The following is a 22,304-nucleotide window of genomic DNA, read 5'->3' as shown; positions in this document are numbered from 1 at the left end:
CCCCGGTGGGCCCCGGCCCGGCGCGCTCGGTCGTCCTCCCGGGGCTCATCCGGCGAACAGCGCGTGCAGCTCGGCCTCCAGGGCGCGGACGGCCTGCGGGCTCCCGGCGACCACGCAGTACATCACCGAGCCGTCGACGGGCCCGAAGTCGCTGCTGAACAGCACGCCGGTGCCGGTGCGCCGGTCGAAGGCCAGTCCGGCCCCGTCGAGCGCCGCCACGGCCCGGGCGAAGGACGGCACCGCGAGGCCGCCGAGCTCCAGGACGAAGCGCGCGCCGCGGTGCTCCTCGCGCAGCAGGCGGCCGAGGTAGACGTCGTGCAGGTGGCTGGAGCCGGTGAGGCGCGCGTTGGTCTCGTGGAAGTAGATCTCGCCCTTCGGGGTCAGCACGGCGTCCGCGCTGACGGTGCCCCGGTAGCCGATCAGCCGCAGCGCCTCGCACAGCCGGGCGCCCTGGTCGACCAGTTCGGCGCGGGCCGCGGCGTCCGGGGTGACCGGCGGGGTGATCTCCCCGACCACCACCGGGCGCATGATCATCTCGCCGCAGCCGGAGAGCACCACGGCCGCGTCGCCGACCAGGAACTGGGCGTAGAGCGGCGCCGAGTCGGCGAAGTAGCGCTCCACCACCACCCGTTGCCCGCGCCCGCCGGTCAGCCAGGTCCACCGCTCGGCCACGTACCCGGCGACCGCGGCGCGGTCCGGCAGCGGTACCACCCGCTCGGCGCCGACCGGCTCCACCTCCTCGTCCCGGGCGAGGATCTCGTTGCCGAGGCCGCCCGCCTGGTACTCGACCTTCACCATCGCGCTGTGCCCCCGCGCCAGCAGCCGCTCGATCGCGGCCTCCACCTCGGCGGGCGAGCCGGCCACCCGCCCGGGCGGGATCGGCACCCCGGCGCCGGCCGCCAGCGCCCGGAACCCGGCCTTGCTGTTCACCAGGGCGTTGCCGCCCTGCGCGGCGAACGGCCCGCCGGGCATGGCGTGCGCGAGGCCGAGCGCCTCGGCCAGGTCGGCCACCGCGCCGTTCGGCGAGATGGCCAGCACCTCGTCGACGGTGCGCCCGGCCAGGGCGCGGCGCAGCTCCGCGCGGAAGCCCGGGTCGGCCAGGCGGTCGGCGGTGAGCAGCTGGTCCCCCTCGGCGCCCGGCGGCGGCACCACGAAGGCCAGGCTCTCGGCCCGGGCGCCGGTCAGCCCGGTGACGTACGCCAGGAACTCCGGGTCGGGGGCGCAGGGCAGCACCAGGACGTCGCCGTCCTCGGCCCACCAGAGCATCCGCTGGGCCCCGCAGCCGGCGAACCGCCGCTCCGGGGGCGCCATCCCGGAGAGGTCCCCGACCATCTCCTCGGTGCGGTTGTTCGCGATGCAGAGCGTCGTCATCTGGGGGGTCTCCCGCGTCCGGTGCCGTCGTGACCTGTGCTACCGGTGTAGCGCACCGGGGTTGTTCGGGTTCGGCCCTCGGTCATTGAACAAAAACGCCGAACAACCCCGCGGCCCGCGCCGTCGGCCCGGGCGGAGCGGCCGCTCCGCCCGCCGGCGCGCGCCCGGGCTCGGTTAGGGTGGCGCAGTCCGCGCCGCGGCAGCCGGCGGCCCCGCCCGTCCGGCCCCTCCGCCCGGCCCCGTCCGCTGAAAGGGAACGCACCCGCATGAGCACCACCGTCACGGCCTGGGCCGCGCCCGCCCCCAAGGCCCCGCTGGAGCGCACCACCATCGAGCGCCGCGCGGTCGGCGAGCACGACGTCCTGATCGACATCGCCTTCGCCGGCATCTGCCACTCCGACATCCACCAGGCCCGCGAGGGCTGGGGCGAGGCGATCTTCCCGATGGTGCCCGGGCACGAGATCGCCGGCGTCGTCGCCGAGGTCGGCCCCGGCGTCACGGGGTTCGCGGTCGGCGACCGGGTCGGCGTCGGCTGCATGGTCGACTCCTGCCGCACCTGCGACAACTGCCGGGCCGGCCTGGAGCAGTACTGCGCCGAGGGCCCGGTGTGGACGTACAACGACACGGGCAGGGACGGCCGGCCCACCTACGGCGGCTACGCGAAGACGGTCGTCGTCGACGAGAACTACGTCGTGCGCGTCCCGGACGCGCTGCCGCTGGACAGGGCCGCCCCGCTGCTGTGCGCGGGCATCACCACCTACTCCCCGCTGCGGCACTGGAAGGCCGGCCCCGGGAAGCGGGTCGCCGTGGTGGGCCTCGGCGGGCTCGGCCACATGGGCGTGCAGCTCGCCCACGCGATGGGCGCCGAGGTCACCGTGCTGTCGCAGTCCCTGCGCAAGAGGGAGGACGGCCTGCGGCTGGGCGCCGACCACTACCACGCCACCGCCGACCCGGCGACCTTCCGCGACCTCGCGCGCAGCTTCGACCTGATCCTCAACACCGTCTCCGCCCCGATCGACTTCGCCGCGTACTTCTCCCTGCTGCGCACCGACGGCGCGATGGTCAACGTCGGCCTGCCGGAGGAGCCGCTGCTGGTCGACGTCCGGGCGCTGGGCGGCCACCGCCGCAGCATGAGCTCCTCGGGCATCGGCGGCATCGCCGAGACCCAGGAGATGCTGGACTTCTGCGCCGAGCACGGCGTGGCGGCCGAGATCGAGGTGATCGGCGCCGAGGGGATCAACGAGGCGTACGAGCGCGTCCTGGCCAGCGACGTCCGCTTCCGCTTCGTCATCGACAACTCCACCCTCTGACGGCAGGCGTCCCGCGCCCCCGGAGCGGTGCTCGGGGGGCGCGGGACACCGGCTGTCGCGCCTGCGTCGGTCACCGGTGGCGGCTCACCGGCGGCGGGTGCTCACCGGCCCTGGAGGCGCTTGACGTTGTCGCCGAAGCTCCAGCCCTTCGAGCCGTCCCAGTTGATCGACCAGGTCATCAGGCCCTTCAGTGACCCGTTGAAGGCGTTCCACGACTGGCTCACCAGGCCCGGGTCCATGTAGCCGCCGCCCGCGCCGGGCTGGGCCGGCAGGCCGGGCACCTGCTTGTCGTACGGCACCTTGACGGTGGTGCCCTGGATCGTCAGGCCGTTGTTGAGGCAGGTGGTCTGCGCGGTGAAGCCCTGCACGGTGCCGGCCTGGTAGGAGTCGCCGGAGCAGCCGTACATGCTGCCGTTGTAGTACTGCATGTTCAGCCACCACAGCCGGCCGTTGTCGACGTACTTCTTGATGATCGGCAGGTAGGCGCCCCAGATGGAGCCGTAGGTGACGCTGCCGCCGGTGACGTACGCGGTCTCGGGGGCCATCGTCAGGCCGAAGCCCGCCGGCATCTGGGCCAGCACGCCGTCGATGATGCGGATCAGGTTGCTCTGCGAGGCGGACAGCGTGGTGAGGTTGCCGCTGCCGGACAGGCCGGTCTCGATGTCGATGTCGATCCCGTCGAAGTTGTACTTCTTGAGGATCGGCACGACGGTCGCCACGAACCGGTCGGCGACGGTGCTGGAGCTCAGGTCGATGCCTGCGGCGGCGCCGCCGATGGACATCAGGATCGTCGCGCCGGCCGCCTTGGCCTGGCACATCTCGGCGGGAGTGGAGACCTTGACGTTGGTGTCCATGCCGTCCTGCCACAGCACGGTGCCGTCCGAGAGGATCACCGGGAAGGCGGCGTTGATGACGTTGTAGCCGTGCGCGGCCATCCGGCTGTCCGTGATGGGCACCCAGCCCATGCCGGGGTGGACGCCGTTGGAGGCGCCGTCCCAGTTCTCCCAGTACCCCTGGAGGACCTTGCCGGAGGGCTTGGGCTTCGTGGGGCAGGTCTCGCCCGGCGGCGTCGTGGTGGGCGGGGTGCTGGTCGGCGGGGTCGACGTGGGCGGGGTCGACGTGGGCGGGGTGCTGGTCGGCGGCGTGGAGGTGGGCGGGGCCGTGGTCGGCGTGGTGGCGGTCGCCGTCGGGCTGGGGCTGCTGCCGCCGGGGCCGGTCAGCGCCACGTCGTCGGCGTAGAACGCGGGCTGCCCGTACCAGCCGTGCAGGAAGACGGTCACCGAGGTGGTGGTGGCCCCGGTGGTGAAGCCGACGCTGAGCTGGCTGTACGCGGGGCTGCTCGCCGTCCAGGTGGACGCGTTGGCGCTGATGCCGGTGCCGGTGGCGCCGAGGTAGACGTAGCTGCCCTGGACGTAGGCGCTCAGCGTGTACTGGGAGTTGGGCTGCACGCTGATGGTCTGGGTGCACTGCGCGGTGTCCTGGCCGGTCGGCGTCGCCTGGAGCGCGGAGCTTCCGGAGTGGACCGGGCTGCCGACGGCCGCGCCGGTGCCGCCGGAGCAGCTCCAGCCGCTGAGCCCGTCCTCGAACCCGGGGTTGGCCACCAGGTTCGGGGTGGCGGCCCCGGCCGTGACGCTGCCCGCCACGGCGAGGCCGGCGCCGACCACGGCGGCGGCGCTCACCCCGGCGACGGTGCGCCGCAGCAGGCTCGGTCCGGGCTGCTGCCGGCCGGTGCGGTGGGCCTGCGACGCGCGTTCCAGGGGCGCCTGCGGCGGGCGTGGACGACTCGGCCTTCGACGGAACATGCTGTGCTCCCTTCCCGCCGAGCGCCATGGACATGACCGACGCGTGGGGGCGTGACGCCCGGCTTGGGTGAGGTGGGACCTGTGGGGGTGTGCCGGACCGGATCGTAGGAGGGGCCGGATGGCCCGTCAATAGGTCTGGACCAATTGAGGTCTGGACCAATCCCCGGAGTCGGGCGCGAGCCGAGCCGAGGAGCCCCGCCGGGCGGCCGGCCCGGCGGGTGCCCCGGCGTCGCGTCAGATCCGGGTGGCCAGCGGTACGGAGATCCGCTTCATCCAGGTGCCGGTGGCGAAGTCGCGCGCCCGGATGACGACGCGGTCGCGGTACACCTCCACCTGGAGCCCCTGGTTGAAGCGCCCGGGCACGGTGGTTTCGCCGCCCTGCCCGTTGTCGGCGAAACCGGTCTGCACGGCACCGGTGTTGACCACCGAGAAGCCGTCGAGGTTGGCGGTGCCCGGCACGACGCGGCGCACGTACCAGTCGGAGAGGGTCAGGTCCCAGTGGGTGTGGCCGCTGAAGAGGAACACGTCGCGGTAGCGCCCCAGCAGGCCGAGGAGGCGGTCCGGCTGGAGGTAGTCGCTCCGGTAGATCCTGCTGCGCGTGCCGGAGACGGTGTCGGGCAGCGGGTGGTGGGTGACCACCATGACCGGCTTCCGGCGGCGCGCCCAGTACTGCAGGCGGTCGTCGAGCCACTGGAACTGCGCCTCGCTGATCCACACCTCGTCCCAGAGCGAGCTGTCGTGGTACCTCATGTAGCGCTCGGTGCCGAGGGTCAGGACCGGGATGCCGCCGAACGTCGTCTCCGCGTAGACCGTGGAGCGCCGGGCGAAGCGATGGAAGCTGCGGAAGAGGGAGTCCTCGGTGGTGCCGTTGGGCCAGGTGCTCTGGGCGAGGGTGTCCGGGTCGGCCCACTTGGGCACGTAGAACTCGTGGTTGCCGATGGCCCAGGCCACCTCGCGGGGCTTGGGCCCCTGGTCCAGCACCTTCTGCACCTCGGCGTACTCGAAGTCGTAACCGCGCGGGGTGATGTCTCCGGCGACGGCCAGCCCCGAGGAGCGCGGGTTGGTGGCCCTGATGTCCCGCAGCGCCTGGGCGAGGTCGCCGAGGTCGCCCTGGATGTCGCTGATCACGTTGAACGTGCTCACCGGTGCGCCGCCGTCGGCCGGCTCGGCCGCGGCCGTCCCCTGGGCGAGGCCTCCGAGCACCAGGGCCCCGGCGGTCGCGCCGAGCAGGGATCTGCGTTCCATGGTCGTTCCTTTCGACTGTCGCGCGGGGCCGGGCGGTCCGGGCCCCGCGCTCGGACCAGACCCGTTATCCATAGGCGACCGAGTGGACGGCCAGGTGAACGGACGCTGTCGCGCTGCCGAGGCCGGGCGGGGCGCCGTACGGACCGCCGCCCCGCCCGGAGGCTCCCCGGGCCCGGACCGCCGGGCCCGGACCGCCGCCCCGCCCGGAGGCTCCCCGGGCCCGTTCCGCCGGGCCCGTTCCGTCAGGCCCGTTCCGCCGGGCTTCCGGAGCAGCCCGGGAACCAGCGCTCGACGGCCGCCCGCAGGCCGTCCAGCTCGGCCGCGTCGGGGCGGGGCGAACCGCCGGCCCAGGCCACGTAGCCGTCCGGGCGGACCAGCAGGCCGCCGAGGCCGGCCGGGCCGCCGTCCGCGACGACCGGCTCCACCGCCTCCTGGCCCTCGGCCAGCACCGCCACCAGCGCCCTGCCCTCGGTCAGGTCGACCAGCAACGGCCGTGCGCTCCGGGCGAGTTCGGCCAGCCTGACCTTCCCGGCCCCGGTGACGAGCTCCAGCTCCGGCGCGAAGCGGCCGACCGCCGGGTGGGCGTCGGCGACGCCCATGTCGTAGCGCACGTCGGTGCCCGCGGTCAGGTCGGCGAGGTGCTGCACGACCTCCCTGTGGGTGAGCAGCTCGGTGAACAGCTCGCGCAGGGCGGTGGTGTCGCTCCCCGGTGCGGTGAGCGCGGACTGCGCCTCGGCGTTGAGCACCATGCGGCGGGCGGCCCGGCGGCGCTCGGTGTCGTAGGTGTCGAGCAGGCCGAGCGGGGCGGTGTCGCGCAGCACGGCGGCGAGCTTCCAGCCGAGGTTGGCGGCGTCCTGGAGGCCGAGGTTGAGCCCGGGGCCTCCGCCGGAGGTGTAGACATGGGCGGCGTCGCCGACCAGGAGGATCCGGCGGTCGCGGAACCGGTCGGCGACCCGGGTGTTGCCGCCGTCCAGCCGCCGCAGCACGTGCGGGCCCGCACCCTGCGGCGGGCCGAGCGGCAGGTCGGTGCCGAGCACCCGGCGGATGCTCGCCTCCATCTCGGCCAGGGTCATCGGCTCGTCCGTCGGGGGCTGGTCCCACTCGGTGGTGCTGACCAGCGGCGGCTGCCCGGGGAACGGCGCGTAGGTGAAGCCGCCCCGGTCGGTGCGGTGCGGCAGGAACGGCAGGACCGGCCCGTGGCCGGGAACGGTGAGGGCGCCACTGGCCGGGTCGACCCGGTCGGCCGGGAGGGTGGCGTGGACGGTGCGGTTGGTGCGGCGGTCGTAGCTGACGCCGGGGAACCCGATGCCGGTCAGCTTGCGGACCACGCTGCGCGCGCCGTCCGCGCCGACCACGTAGCGGGCGCGCAGCCGCCGGTCGCCGTCGGGGCCGGTGACGTCGAGGGTGACGGCCTCCTCGTCCTGGGCGACGGCGGTGACCCGGTGGCCGCGGCGCAGGTCGACGCCGAGCGCCCGGGCGCGCTCCTCCAGGACCTCGACGATGCGGCGCTGCGGGACGGCCAGGCCGTGGACCGGGCTGTCGTCCAGCAGGCTGAGGTCGAGGCCCATGGCGGCGAACATGAAGTAGGCGGAGTTCGCGCGCGGGGGCTCCTGTCCGCCGCCGAGCGCCTCGTACAGGCCGCGGTGGTCGGCCAGCCGCACCACCTGCCCGAGCAGGCCGTTGGCCTTGGGCTCGTCGCTCGGCCGCGGGAGCCGCTCCAGCACCACGGGGCGGACGCCCGCCAGGCTCAACTCGCAGGCCAGCATCAGCCCGTTGGGGCCGCCTCCCACGATGATCACATCGTCTGTCGCGGTCTCGTCTGTCACGGTCACGTCTCCTCGGGGCGAACGGAAGGGGGTGGCACCGGGCAGGGCGCCGACCGCCCTGCCCGGCTACGGGACGGGCAGGCCGGCGGCGAGCTGCTCGAAGACCTGGGCCAGGACCGTGCCGAGCGGCACGGAGGCGTCGGCGCGCAGGCTGTGCTCGACGGCCACCGCGCTGCCCGCCGCGACCACGGCCGCGACCAGCTTCGGGTAGACGTCGCGTTCGGCGTCGAGGCCGGTGCGCCGCGCGACGGCCCGGGCCAGCTCCTGCTGGGCGGCGGCGTTGGCCTTGACGATCTCGCCGGCCAGCGCCGGTTCGGCCAGCATCAGCCGCACCCCCTCGCGCCAACGGTCGCCCTGCGGCCCGGAGCCGCCGGCCAGCGCGAACTGGCCGAGGACGGCGTGCAGCAGCGCGTCCCACAGCGGCTCGCCGTCCGGCCGGGCGAGCAGCTCGTCACCGACCCGGAGCATCCGCTCCAGGTGGCTGGCGGCGATCGCCTCGGCCTTGCTGCCGAAGTAGTTGCGGAAGGTGCGGACCGAGACGTCGGCCTCGGCCGCGATCCGGTCGACCGTCACGGCGTCCCAGCCGTGCAGGACGCAGAGCCGGATCGCCGCCTGGCTCAGCGCGACCCTGGTCTCCCGCTTCTTGCGCTCGCGCAGCCCGGGCCGGCCGGAGGCGCGGTCGACGGTGGTACGGGTCTCGTCTGCAGGTGCCATGCGAGGAGCATAGAGAGAATCTTGCCGGGACGGCAAGGTTTCCGGTTCGGCAACTTTTTCGCGGGCGCGACGGGCGCCGCCCGGCCACCGGGGCACCTCCCCCGCCCTGACTTCCCGTCCGGACCCCTTGACAGGTATAGACCACTCCGCTTGAGTCTGGGGCAGCCCCGCACCGGCCCGCACCGCCGCCGGCCCGCCCCCACGACGGACCGTCACGACGGGCTCCGCGCCCGCGGGGCGCGCTCCCCTGCCCCGACGTCCCCTTCCTCCACGACCGTGCGGCCCCACACCGCACAAAGGGGTGATCAAGTGTCCATGAAACGCCTGCTCGCACTGCTCTGCGCCGTCGTCACGGCGTTGGCGGTGGCCCTGCTGCTGCCCGCGGCCAACGCCAGCGCCGCCGTCTGCGCCGCGCCCTGGAGCTCCTCGGCCGTCTACACCGGCGGCGCCACCGTCTCCTACAACGGCCACAACTGGCTCGCCAAGTGGTGGACCCAGAACGAGCCGCCCAGCACCGGCGGCTCCGGCGTCTGGTCCGACCAGGGCGGCTGCGGCACCGGCCCGACCCCGACCGGCACCGCGACGTCCACCGGCACGCCGAACCCGGGCGGATTCCCGGTCAGCCAGGCCCAGTTCAACCAGATGTTCCCGAACCGGAACGCCTTCTACACCTACCAGGGCCTGATCGACGCCCTCGGCGCCTACCCCGCCTTCGCGGCCACCGGCAGCGACACCGTCCGCAAGCAGGAGGCCGCCGCCTTCCTGGCCAACGTCAACCACGAGACCGGCGCGCTGGTCTACGTGGTCGAGCAGAACACCGCCAACTACCCCCACTACTGCGACGCCTCGCAGCCGTACGGCTGCCCGGCCGGGCAGTCCGCGTACTACGGGCGCGGGCCGATCCAGCTGAGCTGGAACTTCAACTACAAGGCGGCCGGCGACGCCCTCGGCATCGACCTGCTGCACAACCCCAACCTGGTGCAGACCGACCCGGCCGTCGCCTGGAAGACCGCGCTCTGGTACTGGAACACCCAGAACGGGCCCGGCACCATGACCCCGCACAACGCGATCGTCAACGGCTACGGCTTCGGCGAGACCATCCGCAGCATCAACGGCTCCCTGGAGTGCAACGGCGGCAACCCCGCGCAGGTGCAGAGCCGGATCGACGCCTACCAGCGCTTCACCCAGCTGCTCGGCACCGTGCCGGGCGACAGGCTCGGCTGCTGAGCCCCGCCCGGGCCCGCCCCGTGGACGGGGCGGGCCCGGGCCGCTCCCGTGCGGCCGCCAGGGGCGCGGGGCCGGCCTCAGGCCCCGCCCGCGGTGGACTCCCGGACGTTCAGCGTCCAGTCGTGGCGCCGTACGACACCGGGCCGGGCCGCTCCCGCCAGCAGGTCGCTCAGCACCGCCGCGCAGGCGCGCCCGTACTCCGCCGGCCGCAGGTCGACGGCCGTGACCTGCGGGACGGAGCCGCGCGCCGCCGCGCCGTCGACACAGCCCGCCACCAGCAGGTCCGCCCCCACCCGCAGGCCGGCCCGCGCCGCCGCCGCGAGCACCCCGGGCACCGCGCCGTCGGGGGCGCAGACCACCGCGTCCAGCCCGGGAACGCCGGCGATCAGGTCCGCGGTGGCGGCCTCGGCCTCGGCCGGCGTGGCCGCGAACGGCACCGTGCGCACGGTGACGCCGACGCCCCGGCGCCGGCTCCAGGCCTCGGCCGCGCCCCGCAGCGCCGCCGCCCAGTCGGAGCCCGGGCCGGGAGCCAGCAGGGCCGGGCGCCCGGCGCCGCGCTCCGCGAGGTGGTCCAGCAGGACGGCCAGCGAGGCGGCGTTGTCGCACACCACGGCACCGCTGGGCGCGACCCCGCCGCCGAGGTAGCGCTCACCGGTGACCACCGGCACGCCCGCGTCCAGCAGGGCCGGCACGGCCGGGTCGTCGAGCTCGGGGTCGATCACCAGCAGGCCGTCCACCCGGGAGGCCAGCCCGCCGTCGGCCGCCGTGCCGGGCGCCAGCAGGACGAGGTCCAGCCCGTCCTCCCTGGCCCGCTCCACCGCGCCGAAGGCCAGGTTCATGTAGTAGTCCAGCCGGGTGGCGGTCCGCGGCAGGTACAGGCCGACCGCCCCGGTGCTGGACCGGCGCAGGCTGCGGGCCGCGGTGTTCGGCCGGTAGCCCAGCTCCCGGGCCACGTCCCGGATGCGCTCGCGGGTGGCCTCGGACACCCGCCCGGAGCCGCCGAGCGCGTTGGAGGCGGTGCTCTTGGACACCCCGGCCGCCCGGGCCACGTCGATCAGGGTCACGGAGCGGCTGGTCACAGCCGGGAAGTCTAGACGCAGCCCACGCCGGTCCCGCGACGCGCCCGCCGCTGGTTGCTGGAACGTTCCAGCAGTGCGTAAGGTGCCGACCACTGCTGGAACGTTCCAGCACCAGTGACCCGAACATCCAGGAGACACCCGCATGACGCGCGGATTCGATGTTGTGGAGACCGGTATCGCCGACCTGCGCGCCGCGCTGGAGAACGGCGAGACCACCTCGGTCGCACTCCTCGACGCCTACCTCGCCCGGATCGAGGCGTACGACCGGCCCGGCACCGCCACCGCGCTCAACGCGATGGTCGTGATGAACCCGCACGCCCGGGCCGAGGCCGAGGCCTCCGACGCCCGCCGTGCCCGGGGCGAGACCCTCGGCCCGCTGGACGGCATCCCGTACACCGCCAAGGACAGCTACCTCGCCAAGGGCCTGACCGCCGCGGCCGGCTCGCCGGCCTTCGAGCACCTGGTCGCCCAGCGCGACGCCTTCGCGATCGAGCGGCTGCGCGCCGGCGGGGCCGTGCTGATCGGCCTGACCAACATGCCGCCGATGGCCAACGGCGGCATGCAGCGCGGCGTGTACGGCCGCGCGGAGAGCCCGTACAGCGCCGACTGGCTCACCAGCGCCTACGGCTCCGGCTCCTCCAACGGCTCGGGCACCGCGACGGCCGCCTCGTTCGGCGCCTTCGGCCTCGGCGAGGAGACCTGGTCCTCGGGCCGGGCCCCCGCCTCCAACAACGCCCTGTGCGCCTACACCCCCAGCCGCGGCGTCATCTCGGTGCGCGGCAACTGGCCGCTCGTCCCGACCATGGACGTCGTCGTCCCGCACACCCGCACCATGGCCGACCTGTTCGAGCTGCTGGACGTCGTGGTCGCCGATGACCCGGACACCCGCGGCGACCTGTGGCGCGCCCAGCCCTGGGTGCGGCTGCCCAAGGCCTCGCAGGTCCGCCCCGCCTCGTACCCGGCGCTCGCGCCCGCCGACGCGCGGGCCGCCCGCGCCGCGCTGGCCGGAAAGCGCGTCGGCGTGCCCCGGATGTACATCAACGCCGACCCCGGGGCCGGCACCAACCCCGACGGCGGCATCGGCGGCCAGACGGGGCAGCCGATCGACACCCGCCCCTCGGTGATCGACCTGTGGGAGGCCGCCCGCCGCGACCTGGAGGCCGCCGGCGCCGAGGTCGTCGAGGTCGACTTCCCCGCCGTGACCAACTACGAGTCCGACCGCCCCGGCGCGCCCTCCCTGTTCACCCGCGGCCTGGTCGGCCGGGACTTCCTCACCGTCGAGATCGAGGACCTCTCCGCCTGGGCCTGGGACGACTTCCTGCGCGCCAACGGCGACCCGGCGTTCCCCACCCTGGCCGAGGTCGACGGCGACCGCATCTTCCCCCAGCACGAGGGCGAACTCCCGGACCGCTACGACGGTTTCGAGGACTCGATCGGCGACTACCCGCGCTTCGTGCGCGAGCGCCCCTACGCGTCCTTCACGGACATCCCGCACCTGGAGGAGGGGCTGCGCGGGCTGGAGGAGACCCGCCGGATCGACCTGGAGCTGTGGATGGACGACCTGGGCCTGGACGCGGTGGTCTTCCCCACCGTCGCCGACGTCGGCCCGGCGGACATGGACGTCTCCAAGGACTCCGCCGACCTCGGCTGGCGCAACGGCGTCTGGGTCGCCAACGGCAACCTCGTCCCCCGCCACCTGGGCATCCCGACGGTCACCGTGCCGATGGGCACCATGGCCGACATCGGCATGCCCGTCGGGCTGACCTTCGCGGGGCGCGCCTACGACGACAACGCCCTGCTGGCCCTCGCCGCCGCCTTCGAGGCGACCGGCAGCCGCCGCACGGAGCCGCCGCGCACGCCGCGCCTGCCGGCGCGGTGACGGGGCGTGCGGGCCCGGGCCGGCGGTGAACGGCCGGCCCGGGCCCGCGCGTGGGCCTCAGGCCAGGTTCTTCCGGAAGAACCCGACGAGCTTGGCCACGGCCGTCGCGACGTACGGGTCCCGGTCGTAGAGGTCCACGTGGGTGGCGCCCTCGATCAGGAACAGTTCGGCGTTGCCGGGGCTGTCGGCGACGGCCTTCTCGGAGAAGCCGCGGGTCACCGCCTCGGTGCCGGCGATCATGAGCAGCGGTCGGGGTGCGATCTTCGCGACGTCGGCGAAGGAGTCGAACTGGTCCAGGAGGTCGGCGCTGCGCACGACCACGTCCCCGGTGGAACGGGGGTGCCGCCCGCGCGGCGTCTTGTAGTAGTCGACGAACTCGGCCGTCGGGGCCGGGGTGTCGGCGTCGGCCCGCTCCGGCAGGACGGGGAAGGTGGCCGCGGGCTCGCCGGCGGCCTCGGCGCTGCGGAGCCGGCCGGAGTTCGCCACCATCTCCCGCCAGCCGTCGGGGTCGGCCTCGCGGAAGAAGCTGGGCACGTCGGTGCCGGACACGCCTGCCACGGCCCTCATCCGGTGGTCGGTCTGCGCGGCGTAGGGCACGTAGGCGCCCGAGCCGCACACGCCCATCACACCGATGCGGTCGGGGTCGACCTCGGGGCGGGTGGTGAGGTAGGACACCGCGGCGCGGAAGTCCTCCGCGCGCTGGAACGGGTCCTCCAGGCCGCGCGGCATGCCCTCGGACTCGCCCTGGAAGGCGGCGTCGAAGGTCAGCACGGCGAAGCCCTCCGCGACGAGGCGCTCGGCGTACACCGCCGGGGACTGCTCCTTGACGCCGGTGGTCTGGTGGCCGACGACGATCGCGGCGAGCGGGCCGTCGGCGTCCTCGGGGAGGTAGAGGTGGCCGGCCAGCTGGAGGCCGTTGGTCGGGAATCGGACATCGGTCCTCATGGTCTGCTCCTGACGGGATCACGGTGGCCGGCGATCTGCGGCCTGTCTCCACTGTCCGGCGACGAGCGGGCGCGGGGAAGGTCGGGCCGCATCCTGGGAACGATCCTTCCCAGGCAGGGGCCCCGCCCCGGTGCCATCCTGGACGGGTGACCTCATCCGCACACCTCCGCGAGCTCGGCGAGTTCCTCAGGCACCGCCGCGGCGAGTTCACCCCGGCCCAGGTCGGGCTGCCCGAGCACGGGCACACCCGGCGCCGCGTCCGGGGCCTGCGCCGCGAGGAGGTGGCGCAGCTGGTCGCGATCAGCACCGACTACTACGTGCGCATCGAGCAGGGGCGCCTCGCCCCGTCGCCGCCGGTGCTCGACGCGCTCGTGCGGGAGCTGCGGCTCGACGGGGACCAGCGGACGTACGTCGAAGGACTGGTCGGCCAGGCCGCCCGCGCCGGGCGGCACCGGGCGCCGCGCCGGCCGGCCCGGCCCAGGCTGCACCCGCACCTCGCGCGGCTGCTGGGGCAGCTCACCGACACGCCGGCCATCGTCTTCGGACCGCGGCTCGACATCCTGGCGTGGAACCCGCTGGCGGCGAGGCTGCTGTACGACTTCGCGCGCGTGCCGGAAGCCGAGCGCAACTACGTCCGCCTGGTCTTCACCGAGCCGGCGATGCGCGAGGTCTACGCCGACTGGGAGGACGTGGCCCGCACCTGCGTGGAGGTGCTGAGGATGGAGGCGGGCACCAACCCCACCGATCCTGCCCTCACCGCCCTGGTGGGCGAACTGTCCGTGGCGGACCGGCAGTTCCGAGTCTGGTGGGCCGAACACCGCGTCGCGCACCAGGACTTCGGCAGCAAGCGCATCAGCCACCCCGTCGTCGGCGGCCTCACCCTCGACTGGGACACCTTCCGCTACGCCGGCGCACCGGAGCAGCAGCTCGTGCTCTGGTCCGCCGAGCCCGGCACCCCGGACGCCGAACGGCTGGCCGAGCTGGCCCGCGGCGCGGTTCCGGGCCGGTAGCCGCTGCACGGCCGACGCCCGCCCGCCCGGCGACGGCCCGGGCCGGTGCCCTCGGAGACCTCGGCGCCCTCGGAGGCCCGGCCGCCGGTAGCGGCGGGTCCACCGCGCTGAACGGGTGCCCGCACGTCACCACGACGGGCACCCGCTCCTCAACCACCCCGGTCCTGCCCGGACCGGCTCCCGCCCCGATGCTGCCGCACCCGGGCCCCCGCACGCCAGCTCCGCTCCCCGAAGGAGTGACAGGTGCCAACCCTTGCGATTACCGCCGCTCGGCCGGGAGGCCCGCCGCGGTCCTGCCGCCGCCGACCGCACTGAGCCGGAGCCCGCGGCCACGCCCGCGCCCGGGCCGGCGACCACGGGCCGGCGACCACGGGCCGGGGCGGACGCCCTGTCAGGCGCCCGCCCCGGCCCGTTCGACGGCGCTCAGCCGACCCGCAGGAGCACCTTCGCGCCGATGCCGGCGCGCAGCGACCGGATCGCGTCGACGGCGCCCTCCACCGGGAGCTCCGTCACCCAGCCGGTGGTGTCGTAGACCCCGTCGGCCATCGCCGCGATGACGTCGTCGAACTCCTCGGGCCGGTACCCGACCGCACCGACGACCTCCGTCTCGCCCATCATGAGCTGCGTCGGCTGGAACTGCATCGGCTGCTCGTGCAGCGCGGTGACCACCAGCCGGCCGCCGGGGACGAGGGCGGCCAGGGCGGAGGTGACCGCCGGGCCGGCGCCCGCCGCGTCCACGGCGACGTCCACGCCCCGCCCGTCGGTGAGCGAGGCGACGGCGCCCGCGAGGTCCTCGTGCACCGGGTCGACGACCCGCGCGCCCAGGGCCGCGATGATCGCCCGTCGGTCCGCGCTCGGCTCCGACACCAGCACCCGCTCCACCCCGCGGGCCTTGAGCGCGAACCAGGCGCCGATCCCGATCGGTCCCGCCCCCGCGACGAGCGCCGTGCCGCCCGCCTCGACGCCGCTGCGCGCCACCGCGTGCCAGGCCACCGCCATCGGCTCGACGAGCGCGCCCAGGCGCAGGTCCACGCTCTCCGGCAGCACGTGCAGCAGCGACGCGTCGAACGTGGAGAACTCGGCCAGGCCGCCGCCTTCCACGTTCGCCCCGAGCGATCCCATCAGCCGGCAGGAGAAGGGCAGCCCCTTGCGGCAGGCCCCGCACTCGCCGCAGGAGACCGCCATCGGGTAGACGGCGCCGCGGTCGCCGACCTTCACGTCCGTCACGCCCTCCCCGACCTCGACGACCGTGCCGGAGAACTCGTGGCCGAGGATCTGCGGCAGGGTGGCGCCGGTCAGGGGGTGCGGCCGGTTCACGTCGAACGGCAGCGACTCGGGGTGGAAGAAGAAGTGGAGGTCGGAGCCGCAGATGCCGGCGAACGCGTTGCGCAGCTTCACCTGCCCGGGACCGGGACCGGGCTCCGGCACCTCCTCGATGCGGAGGTCTTCCCTGCCGTGGAACCGTGCTGCCTTCATGTTTCGCCTTTCCTGGGAATCTCCTGGCCGGCCGGGATCGCCCGTCGCCGACCGGTTCGGCCTGGGGGCCGAACGACCGCGGGCCGCGACGGCGGCCGGAGCCGGCCTGCCCCGCGCCGCGCGGTCGCGCCGTCCGTCCCATCGTCGGGCGCCCCCAGGCCACGGGCCACCGCCGTCCGCGGCGGATTCCGGCGGTGCTGCCCGCCATTCGCGCGCCCCGGCGCGCGGAACCCTGCGGACGGCGCGCCCCGCGCGCCCCGGCCCCCGCCGGGCGCGGCGGTAGGGTCGCCACGTACCCGAGGGAGCGAGGATGCACGAACTCATCGACCGGATCGACGCGCTGGACCCACGAGCGGCCGAGGCCCTCAAGGTGGTCTCCTACTTCGACACGCTGATCACCGGAGACGTCGGCCTGGACGGCCTCCTGCGCGGGGCCGCCGCCCTGTCCGGCACCGTCGCCGGCGCCGAGCGGCACGGCCGGACCAGCCGGCGCGACCCGGACGGCCGGCTGCTGGACGGCACCACCGGCCGCGAGCCGCGCTCCCCCGCCCGCCCCTGCTCCGACGGCTGCGTGTGGCTGGAGCGGGACGGAGCCGCACACCCGAACGACGCGGTGATCGTCGAGCGCCTCGCCTTCGCGGTCGAACTCCTCGACCTGCGCCGGCACACGGGCAGCGCCCTGGAGATCGGCATCGACGCGGCCCGCACGCTCGACGACCGCACGACGGCCCTGGCCCGGCTGCGCCTGGATCCGGGCACCCGGATCCGGCTCATCGCGACCCGCGTGGACGACCAGGCTCCCGACGCGCCCTCCACGATCCTGCCGACCCGCTACGGGATCCTGCGCGCGAGCCTGGACACGACGGGACGCGTGCCGTTCCAGGGGCGGGCCGGACTGGGCCCGTGGGTGCGGGCGGACCGCGCGCCCGCGTCCTGGGACGGCGCGGTGATCGCGCTGCGGCTGACCGCCCCGTCCACGCCCACCGTCGACGCGACCGACCTCGGCGCCATGCTCATGCTCGCCCAGGCCCACGACCCGCACGCCCCGCACGAGGACGTCCGGGCCCTGCTGCGCCTCGACGCCCGCTCGGCCACGGTGCTGCGCGCCCTCGTGGAAGCGGACAGCCTCCGCGCCGCCGCGGCGGAGCTCGGCATGCACCACTCCACCCTCCAGGCGAGGCACGAGGCGCTGACCCGCGACCTCGGCTACGACCCGCGTTCGACCACCGGCCGGATGCGCTACATCGCGGCGGCCCTCCTCCAACGCCTCACCGACCCCGTCCCGGGACCGCCCTGCGCCCCGGGGCGGGGCTGAGCGGGCGGGGCGAACGGGACGGACGCCGCGCAAGCCTGCCCGGGCCCCGGGCCCGCGGGCCCGCGGGCGCAGGACCGCGGGCGCAGGACCGCGGGCGCAGGACCGCGACCCGCCGGGGGGTCCGCCGCGAGCCGCCGGAGCGGGGCCCGGACCGTTGGGCCCCGGCCCGGGCCCCGGCCCACCCGTCAGCCGCCGCCGTAGGTGGCCTGGGTGACCGCGAAGACGTTGCGCCCGCCCGTGGTCTCCTGCAGCGACCACAGCAGGTCGGGGTCGGTGGCGTCCTCCCAGTAGGAGAGGCTCTCGCCGCCGCCCACCCAGGCGAAGGTGGCGGGGCCGGCGGTCGGCGTCCAGTAGTAGAGCGCCTTCTGCCGCGAGGAGTTGAACCACCACCGGCCGTTGTGGGAGGCCACTCCGTTGAGGTTGTACCAGGGCAGCTGGAGCGCCTGGCTGGCGGTCGTCGTCGCGGCGAACGTGGCCGCCCCGGAGGCGAACGGGAAGCGGACCGCCCTCGGCGGGCGGTTGGGGTAGTCGGTGCAGCCCGACTGGCAGGTGTACTCCGTCATCACGATCGACCTGCTGACCCGGTCGAGGGAGACGGACGACCACACCAGCTTGTCCGCGGAGGTCGTCTGCGCCGTGATCGTGCCGACCTGGGGCAGCACGTAGGCGTAGTTGTGGGCGTAGTAGGCGCCCCCGGCCTGGCGGCCGATCTGGTCGGCGGTGCCGCCGGAGTCGGTGTTGAGGATCTTGCGCATGTCGAAGACGCGCATGCCGCGCCCGGTGTCGGCGACGTAGAGGTAGTCGCCGTACCAGGAGACGCCCCCGGCGTGGATCGGGATGTCCTTGAAGTCCGGCGCCGCGGCGGTGCCGGTCGGCTCCACCAGGAGGATCTTGCGGTAGGTGTTGGGGTAGGTGGCGTCCCAGTCGACCAGGGTGATCCGGCTGCGCTGCTGGGCGCCGCTGCACCCGTCCTTGGTGTACCAGCTCACCAGCACGAGCTGATGGCCGTCGTAGTTGCCGCTGTCCGCCGTCCCCACGGCGTCCCGGCTCGTCGTGATGCCCTGGGGGAAGCTCTGGCAGTCGGAGTTGTCGCCGTCGTCGAACCGGAAGCCGGCGGTCAGGCCGGCGACGGAGAAGGACGACGGGAGCGGCTGCCGGTCGTGGTTCGCGTGCTCCATCACGGTGTGCACGGGGGAGGTGCCCAGCTGCGCGACCAGGGCCGAGTCGAGCGCGTCGAACCGGTGGTAGTCCGCGGTGAGGGTGTAGTCGGACGCGGCCAGGGCGGTCGGTGCCGTGGCGGCCGCCGCCGGCGGTGCGCCGACGAGCGCGCCGGTGACGAGCAGGCCGGCCGCGAGCACCGCTCGCGCCGCGGTCCTGACATGACTGAACATCAAGGAGGCCTCTCCGTAGGAAGATCGTCGGGGGCCCCTCACGCTAGGGGCGCCTTGAGCATGTCCGCAACACCCGAGCAGCGGCCGCACGGGCGAAGGGACGGGTGGCGGCCCGGGCCGCACCGCCCCCGCTCGGCCGTTTCGACGCGCCTCGGGCCACCGTCCGTCACGCGAAATTCACAGACCGGGGTCTACTCGCATAGACCCCGGTCGGCCATCCTGGTGCGATGCCGACCGCAGGGCACCGCGCACGAGCACCACGGAGCGCCGGAGCACCCGCGCGGCACAGCACGGCGTACGACCCGTTCGTCCGGGCCGGTTCCTGGGCCCGGCGCCGGACTCCCCGCCCCCGCCGGGGCTCGGCACCCGGGGGGCGGGCGGGGTCCAGTCGGAGGCACACCATCCTCACCGGGAGATGCAGATGAAGCCACGCACCGCAGCCACCGTCGTCGCCCTGGCCCTGGCCGGCCTCGCCCTCTCGGCGCCCACGGCGGGCGCCAGCGGCACCAAGCTGTCGCAGTCCGCGGCCGCCGCCCAGTTCAGCGGCGCCGGCATCACCTGGAGCTCCAGCGGGGGCTGCACCACCAGGTCCAACTCCAGCTGCACCTCGTTCGACCAGATCAACTCGGGCACGGTGAGCGCCATCATCACCCTCAAGCAGGCCAGCGGCTGTGCCGTCAACATCACGGGCGGGACCGAGGTGGGCCACGCCTCGGGCACCTACAGCCACTACAACGGCTACAAGGTGGACATCTCCCGCAACTCCTGCATCGACAACTACATCCAGAACAGCTTCACCTACATCGGCTACCGCAGCGACGGCTACCCGCAGTGGAAGGCCGCCTCCGGCAACCTCTACTGCAACGAGGGCAGCCACTGGGACATCCTCGTCTACTGACGCACCCGCCCCGGGTGCCGGCTCCCCCCGGGGCGCCGGCGCCCGGGGCGCTTCCCGCGACTCCCCGACCACCCCGAAGGCCCGGGGCCCGCCTCCCCCACCCTGCCCGCATCCGCCCGCGGCAGGATCGCGTAGCCCAGGCACTGGAGGCCGTAGAAGCCCGCCCGAAGTACGCCGACTGGCCTCGGAGTTGAGGATCGACGAAGCAGGCGCAGAGCCGCTCGATCACCTACTTCATCACCGACGAGTCGCTCCCGGCCAGGCCGCCGCAACACTCCGGCACCCGAGCCTGACCAGCACAGAGATCGGGAGGGGACCTCGCTCCGCATGACGTACCGGGCGGTGACCCCAGGAGAGGAGCTGGACGGCACTCCTGTGACCTGCCGGGTTCGACAGGTCCCTGCTCAACGGAGGAGTGTGGTAGCGGACATGGGATTCGGGCTCCTCCAGGGACGGGGCCCCGGTGCACAACGGAGATCGGGAGCGGCAGTGGGCGAGCGCAGCGGGATCGAGTGGACGGAGGTGACGTGGAACCCCACGACGGGGTGTGACCGGGTGTCGGCCGGGTGCGACAACTGCTACGCGCTCACGCTGGCGAAGCGGTTGAAGGCCATGGGAGCCGCGAAGTATCAGAACGATGGTGATCCCCGGACGTCGGGGCCCGGTTTCGATCTCACGCTCCACCCGGACGTGCTGCGGGCGCCGTACGGATGGCGCGGTCCGCGGACGGTCTTCGTCGACTCGATGTCCGACCTCTTCCACGCCCGCGTGCCGCTCGCCTTCGTCCGCCAGATCTTCGCGGTGATGGCGGACACCCCGCAGCACACGTACCAGGTGCTCACCAAGCGAGCCCGGCGGCTGCGGCGCGTGGCGGACCGACTGGTGTGGCCGTCCAACGTGTGGATGGGCGTGTCCGTGGAAAGCACGGAGGAGCTCGACCGGGTGGAGGACCTTCGTGCGGTGCCCGCCGCTGTCCGGTTCCTGTCCTGCGAGCCGCTGTTGGGCCCGCTGGGCGGGCTGGAGCTGGACGGCATCCACTGGGTCATCGCGGGCGGCGAGTCCGGGCCCGGCTACCGGCCCATGGAGGCGGCCTGGGTCCGAGAGGTCCGCGATGCCTGTCTCCGGGAGGAGGTGGCGTTCTTCTTCAAGCAGTGGGGCGGGCACACCCCCAAGGCGGGCGGCCGCCTGCTCGACGGCCGCACCTGGGACCAGCTACCGCTACCGGTCAGCGCCTGACCGACGGACGCACCTCCAGGTTCTTGATCCTCGACACCTTCCCGCCGTTCGCGAGGAGGCCCGCCGCGTGCAGTTGCCGAACCGCCTTGCCGACGACGGTTTCCGGCACCTGACCGTAGTAGTCGCCGAACACCTGGACCGTGTGGTCCACCAGCTTGAACGGCCGTCCCCGCTGCAGGAGCGTCCAGATGTTCTCGGCGATGGCCGGCACCGCCTCCTTCTGCACCTCCGTCGGGTCCGGTCGCTGCATCGTCGCCACGGTGAACAGGGCGTTTTCTCTGGCCTCTTCCTGGAGTTCGACACCCTCCCACCAGGTGTCGCGGGCACGGGCATGCGCGTCACCGAAGACCCACAGGCCGTGGTTGCTGCGCGTCCCGAACACCAGGTTGTAGACCGCCTTCTGCCCCGGCCCCTTGGTGACCGGCACCGACACCATCCGCATGTCGGTCGCGCTCCCCAGCCGCAGGCTGTACTCGGTGGCCACTTTCTCGTCCGCGTCCTGGGTGTACCCGTCGGCGAAGTACCGCCGCCACCACGTCCCGCCGCACACCGCGTCGAGCCGTTCGTTGGTCCGCTCGTTCCCCTTCGGGGAGTGCGAGTTGCCGCCTATCCGGCGCACCGCCATCATGCTGAAGTTGAGCAGCAGTTCGGTGGGCGGCCAGGCCGCGGTGGTGCGCCGTCGGGCGAGGACCTCGACCAGGCGGTCGAAGGGCAGCGCGAGCCCGCACGGATCGAGGAACAGGAACAGCGGCCTGCCCTCTGCGGCGGCGAGCACCTGGTCGAACAGGCCGACCACGTCGCCGCGGAAGGCCCGGGCGTCGACGCCGCGGGACCGGTACTCCCCCACCAGTGCTTCGAGTTGGGTGAACGAATCCGCGGACCGCTCCGCGAAGAAGCACGTCCACCGGACCAGCCCCTTCGACTGATGGTCAGCCGCCACCTTGAGCACCCGCTCGGCCGAACCCGACTCGCCGTTGAGGTACCGCCCCTCGCCCGCGTACCCGTCCAGGTAGACCACCTCCTTGGCCTGCGAGCCGGTCATGCCGCCGAACTTCGGTATGTACCGGCTCAGCAGGTCGTGCTTGAAGACGCTCGGCAACGCCGGCGCGGTCCAGTACTCCCCCGAGGTGCCCTTCGACATCCGTCCCCTCCCGGCCCGACACCCGTACCAGTCTCGACCGCTACAGAGTGGGCGAGGCGGGAGGGCGCCGTAAAGGGGGCGTGCAGGCCGGTGAGGCTCTGCACCGGCGGATACGGCCTAACGGAGCGGGGAGCGCCAGGGAGCAGACCCCGTGCCCGGCCGCGAGGGCCGCGGTGTCGGCCACCGGTCCTCGTTCGCGTACCCGTGGTGGGCGTGGGCGCGGGGGTCGAGCCCCCGCCATTCGGCCGAGCGTGTCGCCTAGGGCGCCATCACTGGCCGTACACCGGCACCCTTCGCCAGGGAAGGCAGTCTGCGGCCCGGCCGCGGGGGGGGGGGGGGGGGCGGGGGCGCGGGGGGGGGGGCGGGCCCCGCGCCCCCCCCCGCCCCCCCCCGGGCGGGGGGCGGGGGGGCTCGAGGAAGGGGCGGCGCGCGGCTCGGC

16 protein-coding genes and 2 pseudogenes are annotated in these 22,304 nt (G+C 74.3%); 7 read left to right on the top strand and 11 right to left on the bottom strand.

The annotated features are described in order from the left end of the window. Window positions 1-45: 45 nt before the first annotated feature. Window positions 46-1,371 (bottom strand): peptide ligase PGM1-related protein, encoded by a 1,326-nt coding sequence (locus ACH5AR_RS29810; RefSeq protein WP_396304637.1) that lies wholly within the window; start codon window positions 1,369-1,371, stop codon window positions 46-48. Between the two features lie 266 nt (window positions 1,372-1,637). On the opposite strand from ACH5AR_RS29810, the gene ACH5AR_RS29805 reads away from it, so the two are divergent. Further along, complete coding sequence (locus ACH5AR_RS29805) at window positions 1,638-2,681, top strand: NAD(P)-dependent alcohol dehydrogenase (protein WP_396304636.1); 1,044 nt, start codon at window positions 1,638-1,640, stop codon at window positions 2,679-2,681. A gap of 101 nt (window positions 2,682-2,782) precedes the next feature. Here ACH5AR_RS29805 and ACH5AR_RS29800 read toward each other — a convergent pair. The 5 genes and pseudogenes from ACH5AR_RS29800 to ACH5AR_RS29780 all read right to left on the bottom strand — a co-directional run. Continuing rightward, a pseudogene (locus ACH5AR_RS29800) lies at window positions 2,783-3,745 on the bottom strand (chitinase); the annotation flags it as partial. A 204-nt stretch (window positions 3,746-3,949) separates the two neighbouring features. Continuing rightward, window positions 3,950-4,483: pseudogene (locus ACH5AR_RS29795) on the bottom strand (carbohydrate binding domain-containing protein); the annotation flags it as partial. A gap of 234 nt (window positions 4,484-4,717) precedes the next feature. Beyond that, window positions 4,718-5,728 carry a metallophosphoesterase family protein gene (locus ACH5AR_RS29790; protein WP_396304635.1) on the bottom strand — a complete coding sequence of 337 codons (1,011 nt, stop codon included), beginning with the start codon at window positions 5,726-5,728 and terminating at the stop codon, window positions 4,718-4,720. 242 nt (window positions 5,729-5,970) lie between these two features. Beyond that, window positions 5,971-7,554 carry an FAD-dependent monooxygenase gene (locus tag ACH5AR_RS29785; protein WP_396304634.1) on the bottom strand — a complete coding sequence of 528 codons (1,584 nt, stop codon included), beginning with the start codon at window positions 7,552-7,554 and terminating at the stop codon, window positions 5,971-5,973. Window positions 7,555-7,620: 66 nt separating this feature from the next. Then, a complete protein-coding gene (locus ACH5AR_RS29780) occupies window positions 7,621-8,268 on the bottom strand; it encodes a TetR/AcrR family transcriptional regulator (RefSeq protein ID WP_396304633.1) in 648 nt (215 codons plus the stop codon). Between the two features lie 315 nt (window positions 8,269-8,583). Here ACH5AR_RS29780 and ACH5AR_RS29775 point away from each other — a divergent pair, with 315 nt between their 5' ends. After that, window positions 8,584-9,495, top strand: coding sequence for a glycoside hydrolase family 19 protein (locus tag ACH5AR_RS29775; protein WP_396304670.1), 912 nt, complete (start codon window positions 8,584-8,586; stop codon window positions 9,493-9,495). Window positions 9,496-9,572: 77 nt separating this feature from the next. Here ACH5AR_RS29775 and ACH5AR_RS29770 read toward each other — a convergent pair whose 3' ends face one another. Continuing rightward, window positions 9,573-10,574, bottom strand: coding sequence for a LacI family DNA-binding transcriptional regulator (locus ACH5AR_RS29770; protein ID WP_396304632.1), 1,002 nt, complete (start codon window positions 10,572-10,574; stop codon window positions 9,573-9,575). Between the two features lie 142 nt (window positions 10,575-10,716). On the opposite strand from ACH5AR_RS29770, the gene ACH5AR_RS29765 reads away from it, so the two are divergent. After that, window positions 10,717-12,453 carry an amidase gene (locus ACH5AR_RS29765; protein WP_396304631.1) on the top strand — a complete coding sequence of 579 codons (1,737 nt, stop codon included), beginning with the start codon at window positions 10,717-10,719 and terminating at the stop codon, window positions 12,451-12,453. A 57-nt stretch (window positions 12,454-12,510) separates the two neighbouring features. Here the strand turns inward: ACH5AR_RS29765 and ACH5AR_RS29760 are convergent, their stop codons facing one another. Then, window positions 12,511-13,398 carry an alpha/beta hydrolase gene (locus tag ACH5AR_RS29760; protein ID WP_396304630.1) on the bottom strand — a complete coding sequence of 296 codons (888 nt, stop codon included), beginning with the start codon at window positions 13,396-13,398 and terminating at the stop codon, window positions 12,511-12,513. A gap of 146 nt (window positions 13,399-13,544) precedes the next feature. Between ACH5AR_RS29760 and ACH5AR_RS29755 the strand changes: the two genes are divergently transcribed. After that, window positions 13,545-14,408 (top strand): helix-turn-helix domain-containing protein, encoded by an 864-nt coding sequence (locus ACH5AR_RS29755; protein WP_396304629.1) that lies wholly within the window; start codon window positions 13,545-13,547, stop codon window positions 14,406-14,408. Between the two features lie 423 nt (window positions 14,409-14,831). Here ACH5AR_RS29755 and ACH5AR_RS29750 read toward each other — a convergent pair whose 3' ends face one another. Continuing rightward, window positions 14,832-15,884 (bottom strand): 2,3-butanediol dehydrogenase, encoded by a 1,053-nt coding sequence (locus ACH5AR_RS29750; RefSeq protein ID WP_396304628.1) that lies wholly within the window; start codon window positions 15,882-15,884, stop codon window positions 14,832-14,834. A 310-nt stretch (window positions 15,885-16,194) separates the two neighbouring features. Here ACH5AR_RS29750 and ACH5AR_RS29745 point away from each other — a divergent pair, with 310 nt between their 5' ends. Beyond that, a complete protein-coding gene (locus ACH5AR_RS29745) occupies window positions 16,195-17,199 on the top strand; it encodes a PucR family transcriptional regulator (protein ID WP_396304627.1) in 1,005 nt (334 codons plus the stop codon). Between the two features lie 185 nt (window positions 17,200-17,384). Here the strand turns inward: ACH5AR_RS29745 and ACH5AR_RS29740 are convergent, their stop codons facing one another. Further along, a complete protein-coding gene (locus ACH5AR_RS29740) occupies window positions 17,385-18,590 on the bottom strand; it encodes a hypothetical protein (RefSeq protein WP_396304626.1) in 1,206 nt (401 codons plus the stop codon). Between the two features lie 415 nt (window positions 18,591-19,005). Between ACH5AR_RS29740 and ACH5AR_RS29735 the strand changes: the two genes are divergently transcribed. Together ACH5AR_RS29735 and ACH5AR_RS29730 are read left to right on the top strand one after the other, a co-directional pair. Continuing rightward, the gene (locus ACH5AR_RS29735) at window positions 19,006-19,488 is read left to right on the top strand and encodes a hypothetical protein (RefSeq protein ID WP_396304625.1); all 483 of its coding nucleotides are present in this window, start codon (window positions 19,006-19,008) and stop codon (window positions 19,486-19,488) included. 489 nt (window positions 19,489-19,977) lie between these two features. Further along, window positions 19,978-20,724: a DUF5131 family protein gene (locus tag ACH5AR_RS29730; RefSeq protein ID WP_396304624.1), complete on the top strand. Its 747-nt coding sequence runs from the start codon at window positions 19,978-19,980 to the stop codon at window positions 20,722-20,724. Here the strand turns inward: ACH5AR_RS29730 and tcmP are convergent. Further along, the gene (tcmP, locus tag ACH5AR_RS29725) at window positions 20,714-21,865 is read right to left on the bottom strand and encodes a three-Cys-motif partner protein TcmP (protein ID WP_396304623.1); all 1,152 of its coding nucleotides are present in this window, start codon (window positions 21,863-21,865) and stop codon (window positions 20,714-20,716) included. The genes ACH5AR_RS29730 and tcmP overlap by 11 nt on opposite strands. Window positions 21,866-22,304 lie beyond the last annotated feature (439 nt).

The organism is Kitasatospora sp. NPDC018619, from assembly GCF_044391605.1.
Lineage (GTDB): Bacteria > Actinomycetota > Actinomycetes > Streptomycetales > Streptomycetaceae > Kitasatospora.
This window is presented reverse-complemented; position numbering and strand designations above follow the sequence as displayed.